This is a genomic window from Vreelandella aquamarina (assembly GCF_020075495.1).
Taxonomy (GTDB): Bacteria; Pseudomonadota; Gammaproteobacteria; order Pseudomonadales; family Halomonadaceae; genus Vreelandella; species Vreelandella aquamarina_A.
In genome coordinates this window covers 527,752-540,662 of sequence record NZ_JABYQT010000002.1, presented here as the reverse complement: position 1 = coordinate 540,662, position 12,911 = coordinate 527,752, and the positions used below count along the sequence as shown (strand labels likewise).

21 protein-coding genes are annotated in these 12,911 nt (G+C 56.8%); all 21 read left to right on the top strand.

The window, feature by feature from the left end; genetic code table 11:
- The first annotated feature begins 46 nt into the window (after positions 1 to 46).
- The 21 genes from HW452_RS05195 (at position 47) to HW452_RS05095 (ending at position 12,879) form a co-directional block, all read left to right on the top strand.
- A complete protein-coding gene (locus HW452_RS05195; RefSeq protein WP_224105036.1) occupies positions 47 to 1,372 on the top strand; it encodes an anti-CBASS protein Acb1 family protein in 1,326 nt (441 codons plus the stop codon).
- Complete coding sequence (locus HW452_RS05190) at positions 1,344 to 2,279, top strand: phage minor head protein (protein WP_224105035.1); 936 nt, start codon at positions 1,344 to 1,346, stop codon at positions 2,277 to 2,279. The genes HW452_RS05195 and HW452_RS05190 overlap by 29 nt, the downstream gene beginning before the upstream one ends.
- Positions 2,280 to 2,293: 14 nt before the next feature.
- Positions 2,294 to 2,485, top strand: a complete 192-nt coding sequence (locus HW452_RS05185; RefSeq protein WP_224105034.1) for a hypothetical protein — start codon at positions 2,294 to 2,296, stop codon at positions 2,483 to 2,485.
- Positions 2,475 to 2,681, top strand: coding sequence for a hypothetical protein (locus HW452_RS05180; RefSeq protein ID WP_224105033.1), 207 nt, complete (start codon positions 2,475 to 2,477; stop codon positions 2,679 to 2,681). Before HW452_RS05185 ends, HW452_RS05180 begins: the two co-directional genes overlap by 11 nt.
- Positions 2,682 to 2,765: 84 nt before the next feature.
- On the top strand, positions 2,766 to 3,890 hold the full coding sequence (locus HW452_RS05175; RefSeq protein WP_224105032.1) for a DUF2213 domain-containing protein: 1,125 nt from the start codon (positions 2,766 to 2,768) through the stop codon (positions 3,888 to 3,890).
- A 6-nt stretch (positions 3,891 to 3,896) separates the two neighbouring features.
- On the top strand, positions 3,897 to 4,340 hold the full coding sequence (locus tag HW452_RS05170) for a hypothetical protein (protein WP_224105031.1): 444 nt from the start codon (positions 3,897 to 3,899) through the stop codon (positions 4,338 to 4,340).
- 9 nt (positions 4,341 to 4,349) lie between these two features.
- Positions 4,350 to 5,417 carry a major capsid protein gene (locus tag HW452_RS05165; RefSeq protein ID WP_224105030.1) on the top strand — a complete coding sequence of 356 codons (1,068 nt, stop codon included), beginning with the start codon at positions 4,350 to 4,352 and terminating at the stop codon, positions 5,415 to 5,417.
- Between the two features lie 50 nt (positions 5,418 to 5,467).
- Positions 5,468 to 5,893 (top strand): hypothetical protein, encoded by a 426-nt coding sequence (locus HW452_RS05160; protein WP_224105029.1) that lies wholly within the window; start codon positions 5,468 to 5,470, stop codon positions 5,891 to 5,893.
- Between the two features lie 3 nt (positions 5,894 to 5,896).
- Positions 5,897 to 6,289, top strand: coding sequence for a DUF7370 family protein (locus tag HW452_RS05155; RefSeq protein ID WP_224105028.1), 393 nt, complete (start codon positions 5,897 to 5,899; stop codon positions 6,287 to 6,289).
- Positions 6,286 to 6,633 (top strand): hypothetical protein, encoded by a 348-nt coding sequence (locus tag HW452_RS05150; RefSeq protein WP_224105027.1) that lies wholly within the window; start codon positions 6,286 to 6,288, stop codon positions 6,631 to 6,633. The genes HW452_RS05155 and HW452_RS05150 overlap by 4 nt, the downstream gene beginning before the upstream one ends.
- A gap of 26 nt (positions 6,634 to 6,659) precedes the next feature.
- Positions 6,660 to 7,313 carry an HNH endonuclease gene (locus HW452_RS05145; RefSeq protein ID WP_224105026.1) on the top strand — a complete coding sequence of 218 codons (654 nt, stop codon included), beginning with the start codon at positions 6,660 to 6,662 and terminating at the stop codon, positions 7,311 to 7,313.
- The gene (locus HW452_RS05140; protein WP_224105025.1) at positions 7,241 to 7,603 is read left to right on the top strand and encodes a hypothetical protein; all 363 of its coding nucleotides are present in this window, start codon (positions 7,241 to 7,243) and stop codon (positions 7,601 to 7,603) included. Before HW452_RS05145 ends, HW452_RS05140 begins: the two co-directional genes overlap by 73 nt.
- Positions 7,600 to 7,965, top strand: a complete 366-nt coding sequence (locus HW452_RS05135; protein ID WP_224105024.1) for a hypothetical protein — start codon at positions 7,600 to 7,602, stop codon at positions 7,963 to 7,965. Before HW452_RS05140 ends, HW452_RS05135 begins: the two co-directional genes overlap by 4 nt.
- Positions 7,966 to 7,974: 9 nt before the next feature.
- Positions 7,975 to 8,460 (top strand): phage tail tube protein, encoded by a 486-nt coding sequence (locus HW452_RS05130; protein WP_224105023.1) that lies wholly within the window; start codon positions 7,975 to 7,977, stop codon positions 8,458 to 8,460.
- Complete coding sequence (locus tag HW452_RS05125; protein ID WP_224105022.1) at positions 8,426 to 9,055, top strand: DUF6246 family protein; 630 nt, start codon at positions 8,426 to 8,428, stop codon at positions 9,053 to 9,055. The genes HW452_RS05130 and HW452_RS05125 overlap by 35 nt, the downstream gene beginning before the upstream one ends.
- A gap of 511 nt (positions 9,056 to 9,566) precedes the next feature.
- Positions 9,567 to 10,070, top strand: a complete 504-nt coding sequence (locus HW452_RS05120) for a KilA-N domain-containing protein (RefSeq protein WP_224105021.1) — start codon at positions 9,567 to 9,569, stop codon at positions 10,068 to 10,070.
- 91 nt (positions 10,071 to 10,161) lie between these two features.
- Entirely contained in the window at positions 10,162 to 11,226 is a 1,065-nt protein-coding gene (locus HW452_RS05115; RefSeq protein WP_224105020.1) for a hypothetical protein, read from the top strand.
- 12 nt (positions 11,227 to 11,238) lie between these two features.
- Positions 11,239 to 11,571 carry a hypothetical protein gene (locus tag HW452_RS05110; protein WP_224105019.1) on the top strand — a complete coding sequence of 111 codons (333 nt, stop codon included), beginning with the start codon at positions 11,239 to 11,241 and terminating at the stop codon, positions 11,569 to 11,571.
- 17 nt (positions 11,572 to 11,588) lie between these two features.
- The gene (locus tag HW452_RS05105) at positions 11,589 to 11,906 is read left to right on the top strand and encodes a hypothetical protein (protein WP_224105018.1); all 318 of its coding nucleotides are present in this window, start codon (positions 11,589 to 11,591) and stop codon (positions 11,904 to 11,906) included.
- Between the two features lie 138 nt (positions 11,907 to 12,044).
- A complete protein-coding gene (locus HW452_RS05100) occupies positions 12,045 to 12,377 on the top strand; it encodes a hypothetical protein (protein WP_224105017.1) in 333 nt (110 codons plus the stop codon).
- A gap of 217 nt (positions 12,378 to 12,594) precedes the next feature.
- On the top strand, positions 12,595 to 12,879 hold the full coding sequence (locus HW452_RS05095) for a hypothetical protein (protein ID WP_224105016.1): 285 nt from the start codon (positions 12,595 to 12,597) through the stop codon (positions 12,877 to 12,879).
- Positions 12,880 to 12,911: the final 32 nt, after the last annotated feature.

The following is a 12,911-nucleotide window of genomic DNA, read 5'->3' as shown; positions in this document are numbered from 1 at the left end:
GATGGGCTTCACGCCATACCAAAATATGAGGGGTGGCCGTGGCCCAATGTTCGGCGGCGCCCTGCCGACGATGAGCAACGACGCCAAGCGCGCCACGGCGTGGGCCGACTACGGCTATCCCGAGCTGCTTGAGTTCAACAACTTCCACTCGATGTTCAAGCGCAACGGCATCGCCCGGGCGGGCGTCATGCGCCACGTCGAAAAGACCTGGGAGACAAACCCCTGGGTCGTTGAGGGCATGGAAGGCGACAAACCGCACAGCGAGACTCGGCGTGAACGTGAGGTGGCGCGAGCTCTCCGGCAACTGTCATTCTGGAACCGGATGCAGGCCGCAGACTGGCGCGGCCGTGTCGGCCGCTACTCGGCGCTTTACCTGGTGTTCGATGATAGCCAGCACCCCAGTCGGCCTGTTACCCGACCAGTGAAGCTTCTCAAGATGCAGCCACTATTCGAAGCGCAGCTCGAGCCGCTGGAGTTCGAGCAAGACCAAGCCTCACCGGAGTACGGCAATCCGACCAGCTACCAGTTCATGCCCCAGGCAGTTCAAACCGGCCGGGATGAGCGGCAAAGCCTGACCATTCATGCCGATCGTATCCACATTATCGCCGAGGGCGCGGACGACGACTCAATTTACGGCATTCCTGCGAACGAAGCCGGATTCAATGACCTGCTGACCATCGAGAAGATTGTCGGCGCTGGCGGCGAGGGATTCTGGAAGACGGCGCGCGGCGCATTCTCCCTGCATTCCACAGGCAAGGATGGCATCGACGTCCAAGGGCTGGCGCAGATGTTCGGCGTCGAGGTCGATCAGGTGGCCGACAAGCTCAACGAGACTGCCGCCGATCTGAGTGCTGGCATGGACAAGCTGCTCATGTTGGGTGATATGGAGGCCAAGGCGCTTGCCTACAGCCTGCCCTCGCCTGAGCATTTCTTCGCCGTGGCCATACAGTCATATGCCGCTGGCGTTTCGTGCCCCTTGCCCATCCTGCTTGGTCAGCAGATTGCCCAGCGCTCAAGCGAAGAGAATAGCCGCGAGTGGGCGCAAACGATCATGACCCGGCGGCGCCGGTTTACCGTTCCCAACGCTGAAGGGCTGGTTTCAAAGCTCATGCGGTTCGGCGCTCTGCCTGAGTTCGAGTTCTACATTGGCTGGGACGACCTGACTGATGCAACGCTCGAACAGAAGCTTGGTAACGCCAAAATCATGAGCGAGGTCAATAAGGCCTCTCTGGGTACCGGTGAGCCACCGGCATTCACTTCCGAGGAGATCCGTGACGTGGCCGGGTATGAGGGAGCGCCGGACACCGACGACCTGGATGACGGCATACCGGAGGGCGAAGAGGATGGCGAGACAACCGGTACTGCCGCGTAATACAGCAAGTCCGACGCAAACCACCCGGCAACGGCAGCGAGCGTTCAAACAGATCCAGCAGGCGCTTGCTGGCATCCAGCGCGGAGTGCTTGAACGGTTCGAGCAGATCGGGCGCCGCGAGGTGACGGCTAACGCCGCCGGGGATGGCCGCACCTACGAATACCTGCTCGACCCGTTCATCCTCGACGACATGAATAGCTACATCGCCGCTTTGATTAACGAGCTGGTGATGCGAGCGGTAAACGGTGAGCCAATTGTTGTAGGCCAGGTCGAGATGGCTTATCAGCAAAGCACGGCGTCTTCGGTAGTGAGCCTGGCCGCCCAGACCGAGGTATTCCGGCGGACGGTTGAAGAAACGCTCGTCTCAGCACCCTACCGCAACCGTGTTGCCTTGCTTCGGGCTCGCGTGTTCGAAGAGATGCAGGGGTTCAGCGATCAGCTGCGCACCGAGCTGGCCCGGACGCTGGCTGATGGCATGGCCAGGGGTCAGTCGCCCCGAGAGATCGCGCGTGCGGTCAAACAGCGAATCGGCGTGCGTGCCCTCGAGGACGGCAGCACGACCGGCGCCCGGGCTCGAGCCGAGCGCATCGCTCGTACTGAGATCAACGTCGCTCACCGCCGCGCGATCTGGGAGGAGGACGCCCAGACCAATGCCGAGGGCATTCGCACCCGGCTATTGTGGATCTCGGCGCTCTCAGCTACCACCAGGGCGACACACGCCAGCCGCCATGGCCTCGTCTACACCCGCGCTGAGGTGCAAGAGTTCTACGCTCGAGATGGCAACGCTATCAACTGCAAGTGCACTCAGGTGGCGATACTTGTTGATCAGAACGGAAAGCCGCTATCCAGCGCCCTGCCCGGCAAGCTAAAGTTGCAGGGTCAGAAATTCTTTAAGGCTGCCGCGTGACCGACCAAACCCACATGATCGTCCTAGTTCAAGGCCAGTTCGAGTATCGCCGCATTGCCGAACACCGGTTGATGGCGGATGAGTGCGGACGGTTGCGGAATCGGGCAGTACCCGAACTTGAGCCTGGCGAGGTTTTGTCGGTCGTGCCCGGTCAGGCGATGTATCGGATCATCAAGCATTCAGAAGGGGATTCAAGTGAGCGATAGATTGATTCTAAGAATTGCGGCCGCAGCGGTGGTCATAGCGCTCATATACCAACCCTACATCTGGAATAGCCGGCCAGCTGGGTACAGCTTTTTCTGGAGTCCGCGAGGGCTTCCAGACACAGGAATGATCATCGCTGAAATTCTCGGTATTTTGGCCGTTTCCCTGCTGCTGGTATTCGCCAACCGCAGCAAGTAACCTGCGCCGCTACTTCGCTCAGCTAACAGCTGTTTAACCTAGCCCTGCCCTAACCGGCGGGGCTTTTTCGTTTCTGGAGGACGCATGACCACGAAGCATGCCCACATCGTGACGCGTGTGAATGCGTCGCAGATCAAGAAAGAAACTATCAATGGCGAGCCTCACTACCGCATCCCTTCGGCCACCCTGCCTGACGACTGTGTGATGAATGGCGGCCTCTACAGCGCCGCCGAGATCGAGGCCAGCTACAAGGGCCTCGAAGGTACGCCGGCGCCGCTCGGCCATCCGAAGGTTGGTAACCAGTTCATCCCCGCCCGCTCCCCGCATGCGATCAACAAACACTGGATCGGTGCCTGGAACGAGAACGTCCGGCGCGAAGGCGGCCGCGTGCTGCTCGATAAGGTCGTGAATATCCGCGTTGCCAACCAAACCGCCGAAGGTCGCGAGCTGATCCAGGCCATCGAAAAGCAGGAGCCCATCCACACCAGCACGGGTCTCGAACTCGAGATCAAGATGGCGAACGGCGAGAGCAAGGGTAAGCGCTACACCTGGTCGGCCCACAACATGCAGTTCGATCACGACGCCATCCTTATTGGCGAGCCTGGGGCGGCCACTCCCGCCGAGGGCGTCGGCATGTTCGTCAATGCCGCCGGCCATGAAGCCGAGGTACTCCAAGCGAACGTCGAATTCACCGGCGACGAGGAATACGAAATCACCGCCGCCGCAGAGCACATTCTCCGCCTGGCCGACCGCGCCGAACAGCGCGAACAGAACAAGGGCCGTCTCGACAAGCTGGTGACGGTCATCAAGAGCGCTTTCGGGGGCGCGCAGTCTGAAAGCTCCCAGACCACTACCGCAAATGCAGCAGCCCCGGAGGGCGACATGACGAAAGAAGAACTGATCAGCGCGATGAACGAGGCCATGAAGCCATTCGGCGAAAAGCTCGACACGCTGACCGCCAATCAGAAAGAGCAAGGCGATGCAATTACCGAGCTCAAGACCAACGCCGATGAGCAGAAGCGCGCCGCCAACGCCGCGACCGACGAGAAGCTGAAGGCTCTGGGCTTCGACGACGAAGACCTGAAGGGTATGACGGCTAACGCCAAGGCCAAGGTGCTGGCCAAGCAAGCACCCGCACCCGTCGGCTTCCATATCAATACCGCTTTCGGCGGCGCGCCGACCGAAGACACCAACACCCTGCCGGAGTAAACCCGCATGGCAAACCACACCAAGTGGGGCAAGAACGTCATTTTCTGCGGCCCCGCGCAGATGCTCGAACAGCCACTGCGTAAAGAGTCCCCGGTGGCGTCTTCGCCCCTGCCGGGCACAATCGTCCACCTGGATGCCAACGGCAAGTTCGCCGCCGGTCCCGGTGATGTCAGCTACGTGCTCGACAAGGATCATCTCGGCCAGGAGTTCATCGATACTGCCTACACGGCTGATGATACGGCTACCGCGTTCTACTGCGGCCCGGGGCTGATCCTGAACGTGCTCACCGATGGTGAGCAGGACATCGTCGAAGACGCGCCGCTATTTGCCACTGCTGGCGGCACGCTGACGGCCACCGACCCCGCTGACGGCTCGACCGCGATTGGTCACGCCGCCGAAACCCTCACTACCGGTACCGGCTCGGAGCTGGTCGCGGTCAAATTCATCTAAGGAGACCTGATGACCACCTACGTTTTCGATAAAAAGAGCGTGGCGGCGAATCAGAGCCTGGCTGGGCAGTATGCCTACCTTCAGGCTCACCGCGCGCTACACATCAACGCTGAGCGGGGCTTTGCTGGCATCCAGATGCCAGGGCTAGTCGGCAATGCTAGCGCGCCCGTTCCCTACCCGGTCTATGCCGAAATGGATGCGCAGACCAAGGCAATCATGCTGGACCCGAATGTCGAGGTACTGCTGAACGACCTGATGCCGCTGGCTCGACCGCTAAGCATTGGCAAGATGATCAACCAGTACCGTCAAGCCGGTAGCGGTGGCGCAGCGACATCCAGCATCTCAGGCCTTGAGCCGATTCCGAACGACCAGACCGTCTACAGCTACGACAGTGCAATCGTTCCCGTACACCAGTCCGGCTATTACCGTGAATGGCGTGAGCTCGCCGGCCAGCAGTCCGAAGGCTGGAACGACCTGCTCGATGACCAAGCGGGCTCGACGCGCACAGTACGCGAGCGTATGGCTGATAGCTGCCTAGATGGTGTCGTGGATGCCAACGGCAACCCGCTTCAGTTCAAGGGCGTGAAGTCCTACGGCATTCGTAACGGCGCGAACACGGCCAAGGCCTCGATTACCATCGACCTGACCAGCCGCCAGACGGCTCCCGAAGCTGTGCGCGATGAGTTCATCCGACTGCGTGACATCATCCGACGTGATAACCGGGTCAGCGCCGACCTGACCGTCTATGTCTCTCCCGAGATTGCGGCAACATTCGACCGCTACTTCATCATCGATGGTGTGGTCACGGCCACACGCTCGTTGCGCCAGGAGCTTGAAAGCCTAGCTGGTATCGGTGCTATCAAGGAGCTATCCGGCCTCCAAGGTAACGAGCTAATCATGGGCGTGCTGTCACAGGAATACATCTCGCCTCTGCTCGGTCAGGCTGTGTCGAATCTGGCTCTGCCACGCCAGACGCCGTTCGCGCGCCACCAGTTCCTGGTCTGGTCGGCGATGGGTCTGCAGATTCGGGCAGATATCAACGGTCGCACGGCCTGGCTTTACGCCGCTGCTGAGTGATCCACGGGGGCTTCGGCCCCCTTCTTTTTTTCTGACGACAGGAAACTGCTATGAAACTCCGTGTGACGAAACCGAACCTCTATCACCGCGGCAATCGCAAGGCTGTGGGCGATATCATCACGATCGAGGGCGACAAAATCCCGACCGTGTTCGCCGGAAAGGTCGAGCCGATCAACGAGTCAGGCCTGACGACTGACAAGGATGCAGGCGGCGAACTTACCGCACTACGTGACGAGAATGATGACCTCAAGCAGGATAATGAAGCCCTTCGGGCTGAGAATGCAAAGCTTAAGGCGGAAATCCACGGTGCCGCGAACGGAACAACCGGAGATTCCAGCGACGAAGCAGACGCCAATCGTAAGGCTTGGCTGATCGATGAGATCGAGAAGCTGACCGGTGAGCGTCCAGGCTTCAATAGCAAGCTCGAGACGCTTGAAACGAAATTCGAGAAAGCCAAGCTCGCTGACGAGGAATAAGCCATGGCCGCCACGATTACCATTGACGATGTGCGGGGCTACGGCATCACTGGCGCCGACGCGATGCTCCGCGACTACATCGCGGTGATCGATGGCGCCGATGCTTGCCTCGATAAGAACCGGGTGCCCGAAGCTACGCAGCGTATTCTCAAGATCAATGCTGTCGGGCACTTGGCCACCCTCGCCGCTGGCGGTCAGATTCGCAGTCAGTCAGCGCCGTCTGGCGCATCTCGCTCATTCGCCACGCCGACAGGCGACGGAATCGACTCGACAAATTGGGGATCGGCGCTACGCTCGCTGGATTCAGCCGGCTGCGTTACTCGGCTGCTGCAGTCGGACAAGGCACGTCCATTCGTTGCAGTGGCAGGGCCGGGACGTAGCCGGGGGCGTGCATGAGCGCAACAGCACGATGGACCTACACCCACCAGGCTACGCTTTGGCTTCAGGCTGGCAAGCGTGACCCGTACACGCGCGAGCCGCTCTTTACTGGTCCGCACGTCATCGCATGCACCTTCAAGAACATGGGTGAAACCCAGACTGACGACAGCGGCCAGCAGTTCGTGCCGCGCGACACTGTCTGGCATGAGAGCCCGCTGCCAATCCAGTCGGGTGACCGCATCGTAATCGGCGCAGCGCTCGAAGATGAGGTTCCGCCGGCCACGGCCAAGACCATCAAGAAGGTCGGGGCTTGGGACATGAGCCCGTTTGGTGAAGAGCCGGACTTCGTGTTATTCACATGACCAAACTGTCATGAGGAATGAATGCGATGAGCAAGCCGGCCAATAAGCGCAAACACATACCCGCCGGAAAAGTCAGATCATACTGGCAAGAGCATATTAGTGAGGCAATTGCCCTTGGCTTCAACGGGCGCGTGATCGAAAACATAGAGGATGACTACGACGAATTGAGACTCTGCTGGTGTTGTGGATCCCAGGGCTATCAAGAGTCGGCTCATATCATTCCCCATAGTTTGGGCGGCCAAAGCACGCCTTCAAATTTCTTTCTTCTTTGCCATGAATGTCACGTTCGATCGCCAGATTTTGCGATAGCAAAGCCTTTCATCGACTATATCAACGAGTATGCAGTTAGCTGCACTGACCTCATTGTTGAGGTTGTGACATACGGAAAAAGGAAATTAGAGGCGCTTTCCTTTGAAGATGAAAAGAAAATGTATGCATTAGCAGAAGTCTTTGAGAGCAGACTTATGGAGGCGTGCACCGAAGCCTTTAAGATGGCGGGCTATCATGCAGCGTCCCAGTCGAGATCGACCAAAATGGCGGCGTTCAGGTACGCCATAGATAAAGTGATCGATGAGTTTGATCCATCTAGCTCGGCAGAGGACATAGAATGCCAACTCGAGGAGGACGACAAGTCCGCCGCAATTTCTCGCGCGCCGTCAAACTCATTGCCGGCCCGCTGACTGATCAGGTTGTCACCGAAATTCTTATCATCGGCGAGGGGTACGCCGTTAACCTTACTCCAGTCGACACGTCGAACCTGGTCAACTCACGCTTTCGTCAAATCACCAATACAGCGACCGGCACCGTAGGAGTGGTGGGCTACACCGCCGCTTACGCAGCAGCTGTGCATGGTGGCGGCCCCAAAAACTGGCAGAAGGCTGCCGCTGAAGATCGCTTTCTCGAGCGCGGCTTCGAACGCGATGGTCGGGCAGATATTGAAGCCCATATCACCAGGAGTTATCGAGTATGAACGCACTTCGTGTGCTTCATGACCATCTCGCTGCGGGCGAGCAGTTGGCCGGCCTTGAGCCGGTTTTTTTTCGCCTGTACCCCGAGAACACAGAGGCCGGGGCCGCTGACTCGATCCTATACCGTCCCGATGCCGGCGCCACACCCAGCGAGCTGATGCAGCAACCCGGTGTGACGATCGGCATCTGTACCGAGCGGCCCGATACCGGCTACGAGCGAGCCGTTGCCATCCGCGATTACCTTATCGCTAACCACACCGCCGTTGGCGTGTGCAATTTTCAAATCCTGGCCGACGTTGTTGGCCCCTCAACGCTCGAATCCGGGCGCTCAATCTACGAACTCAACGTCCGCGTGTGGACATAGGAGCCAACCATGGCAATGGAACAGATTCAGAAATACCTGGGCCGCGAGGTTCTGGTCGAGTACGCCACAACCGATCCGACCGGCAGCGAAGCCAACTGGCTGGTGATCGGCGCGATGCGCGGCAAAGAATGGGGCGCCGAATGGCAAACCACGGACGCCACGACCGACGACAGTCCGAACCTGACGCAAGAAAACCTAGTGACCTACAAGTCCAGTGATATCAGCTTCGACGGCCTGGCCACCAAGGACACGACCAAGAACGTCGATGCGCTTGAAGAGTACGTCAACGACCCGAGCGGCAACGGCAGCCCGACCGGTTATCCCAACATCTGGTTGCGTATCACCGTGCCGCGGGGCGATAACCAGCTGCGCACCTACACCGGTACCGCGCTGCTGACCTCATTCCGCAACAACGCGCCGCATGATGACGTGGCCTCATGGACGCTGGAGGGCAACAGCTTTGCCTACACCATCGACACCGCAACAGCAGGCTAACGTCTACGCCGGCGAGCTGTCGATCACATGGCAAGGGCGGGACTGGCTGTTCCGCCCTACCCTGGCTGCCATGGCCGAGCTCGGCGAGCCGGCGGAGATCGTGCGGCTGTTGGGCCGGATCCAGGCGCCCGGTGCCGATGGCTTTGTCGCGGCGCTGGCCGTGCTGCGTGCGTGCCATGTCGGTGATGACGATATCAGCCCGTTGATCGGCTTCTTCAAGGACGTGCGCGGGCGGCTGCGCTACGTCATGGGCGCCCTGCCATTGCAGAACATCCATGTGCTGGGTGCCAAGCTGGCTATCGCCGGGATCGTGGGCGCGCCAAAGCCGCGTAAAGGCGGCGGCAAGCCGATGGCTGCATTTGATCCCGCCGAGTTTGTAGGCGTCGCTCAGGCGCACCTGGGGCTATCCAGTGCCGAAGCGTGGGCGATGACCATGATCGAGTTCCAGCGCGCCATGGATGCCAAGTTTCCTGAATCAGAGAGCAAGAAGGCCGAGCAGCCGACCGAGGAGGAAGCGGCGGCGACGGTTGATCACATCATGCAGTTGCGTCAGCGCATCAAAGAGCAAGGCCGGCTCTCCGAGAACAGCCCTTAGGACTTCTCGACAACTGACAATGCGAACCGCCCTCGCCAGTCATGACCGAGGGCCTACTGGCGGGGAGCGGCGTTTTTAAAAGCGAGTAGCAAAAATTACTTTTTCCTATTGTAAGGAGACTGGTTGGTTGGTTTTAGGCTAATCCCTTCCTGCTGAGCTTTGGAGTAAACGGAAGCTTCTGTTCTACCCAACTTCAAGGCTGTAACCCTTGTGGGCGTATTGCCTTTAGCAAGTTTTTTTAGCTCGGCGACATCCTCCTTTGACCACGCCTTGCCTTTGTTATCTGGCCACTTCGACATAGCTATACCCTCTGGTTGAGCGTGCGGACACACGCCCGCCAATACTACCAATACTTCGCTTTCAAAAGCCGCTCATTGAAGCGGCTTTTCTCTTATATGCGCCTCGCACGGCGCTGAATCCAGAGTCCCCAACAGAAAGGGTCCGGTGAGCGCGGTTAGCTCTGGGGCCGCTGTCTCTGTGCGACGGGCTCTTTCTATTGAGGTAATCCGCAATGAAAAACGTTATCCCCTTTCCGTATCAGGACCAGGTCGTTCGCTTCAATGTCGATGGCTGGATAAATGCCACCGATATCGCCAAGCGGTTTGGCAAGCGGCCAGTTGACTGGCTGAAGCAGGATGAAACCAGGGAGTATTTAGCCGTCTTGGCCGAGGCCTTTAATTGTGATCCTGAGTCACTTTTAAAAACGCAGCGCGGGCGTCACCAAGGCGGCACGTGGCTTCACCCCAAACTGGGCGTGCGTTTCGCGCAATGGCTCGATGTGCGTTTCGCTGTCTGGTGCGATATGCAAATTGACGCCCTGCTGCGCGGCGATCTCCGCGCTCTACAGCGCTATGAGCAAGCCTGCCAGCAGCTTGACGACCAAATTGCCAAAGGCAGCATGGCGGGGCGTGAACTTGCCGCACACCGATGGCAAAGACCCGTTCTTGAGGCGCGTGCGGAATATTGGCGCGATCAGCTCCAAATGAATTTGCCCATGATTGAGCGCCAAGCCTAGCTGAGAGGTAGCGGCACACTCCCCTTTAAAGCTAAGATCGGTTAGAGCGCTCATAGAGGCGCCTTCAGATAATTAATTCAAGGGGAATGGAATGGCTGAAGACAAGATCGTATTAACAGGTATAGAGCACGTATTCGAGTTGATTAAAGACAGCTCAATCAATGACATAGGTAATCTAGACTTTTCGAAATGGCCTAACCTTCATATTACAATTGAAGGCGACAAGTATCACGGCACCATCACTCCTGAGCTCGCAAAATCCCTGTACGATTTTGTCTATCAGCTGAAACGTGGCTATGCCGAAATAAAGTACGGGACAAGCAACCTTCAACGCCTCAGGAAGAAGGATGAGGCGCTTTTTGACTCCATAACCTTTAAAATATCGGAAGGGAGCTCTGATGTTATATCCAAGGGGTTAGAACGGATATTCGAGGCTATCGCTCAAGCTATAAAGGATGGGTTCAAAGACATGACGCCAAGGCAGAAAATTGCAACTATAGGCCTGGTGGTCCTTATCGGTGCAGGGTATTTTGCTTTTGATTCATATCTAGACCATCAGCACGCTCAAGAAATGGCCCAGATTGGCAATGAAGCCCAAAATAGCGCATACGCTCATACTGAACGCATGGCTGAGCTTGTCGCCGAAGTTTCAGGTGCTGGCGCAAGGGCTGATCAGGCCATAAGTGGTTTTCGCCGCCATGTCGAAGAAGGCCATAGAAATATCGTGCATTCTGTCAGTGACGCTGATCATATTAATTATTCCGGCCAATCTCTTAATGAGGTGGATATCCAGCGTATTACCCATGAAATGCCGGTTACAGCTGACTCAGAAACATTCACCGAGATCGTAACCGTAGAGCAAATGAAGCGCTTCGTTTCTCGGCAAGAAGTACGCGTTAGCTTTTACGCCCCACATTTTGATAGGCAAATCACTATCAAATATGACATGGGCTACCTGGGTGCAAAAAAAGAAAATCGTCTTATGGAGGCGTTCTCCGATAACGTTCGCAAGGCCGTTGAAATCGAATACTCAGCCGTTTTCAATGATGATAACGGCGATTTTATACGCGGTACGCTGATCAGCATTGGCGATGTATATGATAGCCCTGCTGACTGGAGCGACGACCTAGAAGACCTAGATGATGAAGTCGAATAAAAAGGAAATACCATGAAACGTGTATTTATTCTGACTGCTGCCTTATGGGCTGTAACCGCCTCCGCACAAGAAGACCTTTCATACCACTTCGGCTATGCACTACAAGCTGCGGGTATGTGCCCTGGCTTGCAAGTGCGTACTGATACCGAGCGCAAAGTGGACGCAAAGTATGGCCGCTCAGTTCGCGACGGCGATCAATATAGTGATGGCCTTTATGCTGCCATGGATGCAGCTAGCGACGCCTGCTCTATTGCATGGCAGCGTTACGGCTGTAGTGGAAGTGTCGAGCCACGGCTCATTCAAACCAGTGCCAGAGCTTCTAGCACTGCGCTTTGTCAGTATTGATACGAAGGAGTAGCAATATGAAGCGCAGTATTATGATAGTCATGGCAGTTGCCATAATGGTTATCTCAAGCAATGCTCATGCCCGCCAGTTCAATGGTAGCGGCCAGCCAGCCTGCCTAACCGAGAACATGCTCGATCAGATAATTGACGCAGCAGTGAGCCGTAATACGGCTGGTATTGAGTATATGCTGAACAACGGCTGCGTTGTGCCACGCGCTGGTATTCAGGTCTCTGTGGTCGATACCAAAATCCTTAGGGGTAAGGTCAAGGTGAGGGCTTTCATCGGCGGCCGTCCAGTAGAGCTATGGACGACAATAGAAGCTTTGTCACGATAGATATTCAAACCCGCTACGGCGGGTTTTTGTTCTCCAGTCTCAGCATTTCGGCTGTCCGCCAGATACCTTCACTATTCCCTCCCTGTCTCCTGCGCTATCCTAAGCGCAAAATGGGTGGTGAATAACACAGGGGGAGAGATGAGGCTATTGATAGCAGTAGCACTGGCATTGGTGCTAGCGGGGTGCAATAAAGATGCGCCAAGCGAAGCAGAGCTCGGCAGAATAGCGGATGCCTCGGACGATGCTGATATCTACTCCAATAAGTTTCGACAAGCCGCCCATGAGATCTCAGGGCAAAGTGGCTGCAGCGCGCAGGCAATGGAGAATAATGCTGGCTTTTGGCGCGTCCCAGAAATAGAGGAGGCGCCAGTCTATTTCATATACTGTGCAGAGCCTATGCATTCAAGCAATCGCTATTACCTCAATGCCGACTCCGGAAAAATATCCAAGGTAAAAGATAGCGTTTACTAAAGGCCGCTCTCTAAATTTCTTGCTTCAAAATTAGATTTCTATTCACAAAGAACCCCGCCGCCGCGGGGTTTTTTATTGCCTGGAGAAAATGCATGGCTACTGAAGTCGGCGCGATTTATTACTCAGTAGATGCGCGAACACAGGTACTGTTCGCAGCCCCTCCCTACCCTCACACATCTGCCTGCGCTATTCTTAGGAAAGCGAATCAGGAGGCCTTATGGGTAAATCAAAGTATCAAAGCGGGAAGTACACAGCATGGGTAATGTTGGCTTGGGCGCTGTTTGCGGTTGCGCTAGTGGCCTCGTTCATTGTTTTGAAGTCGGCCGGCGTTATGAATGCCCCCATGGGTGGCTATGGCGCACGAGGCTTAACAAGTGATCAGTTCACCATCGTAATGGTTTGCGCTGGCCAGTGTCTCGCTGCTCTGCTGCTGGCGGGCGGCTTCACTGTACTGAATGGAATATACGAAGCGGTTGTTGAGCAAAGACAGCCACCCGAATGATTATCCTTACTCAAGACAAGCCGCCTCAGGGC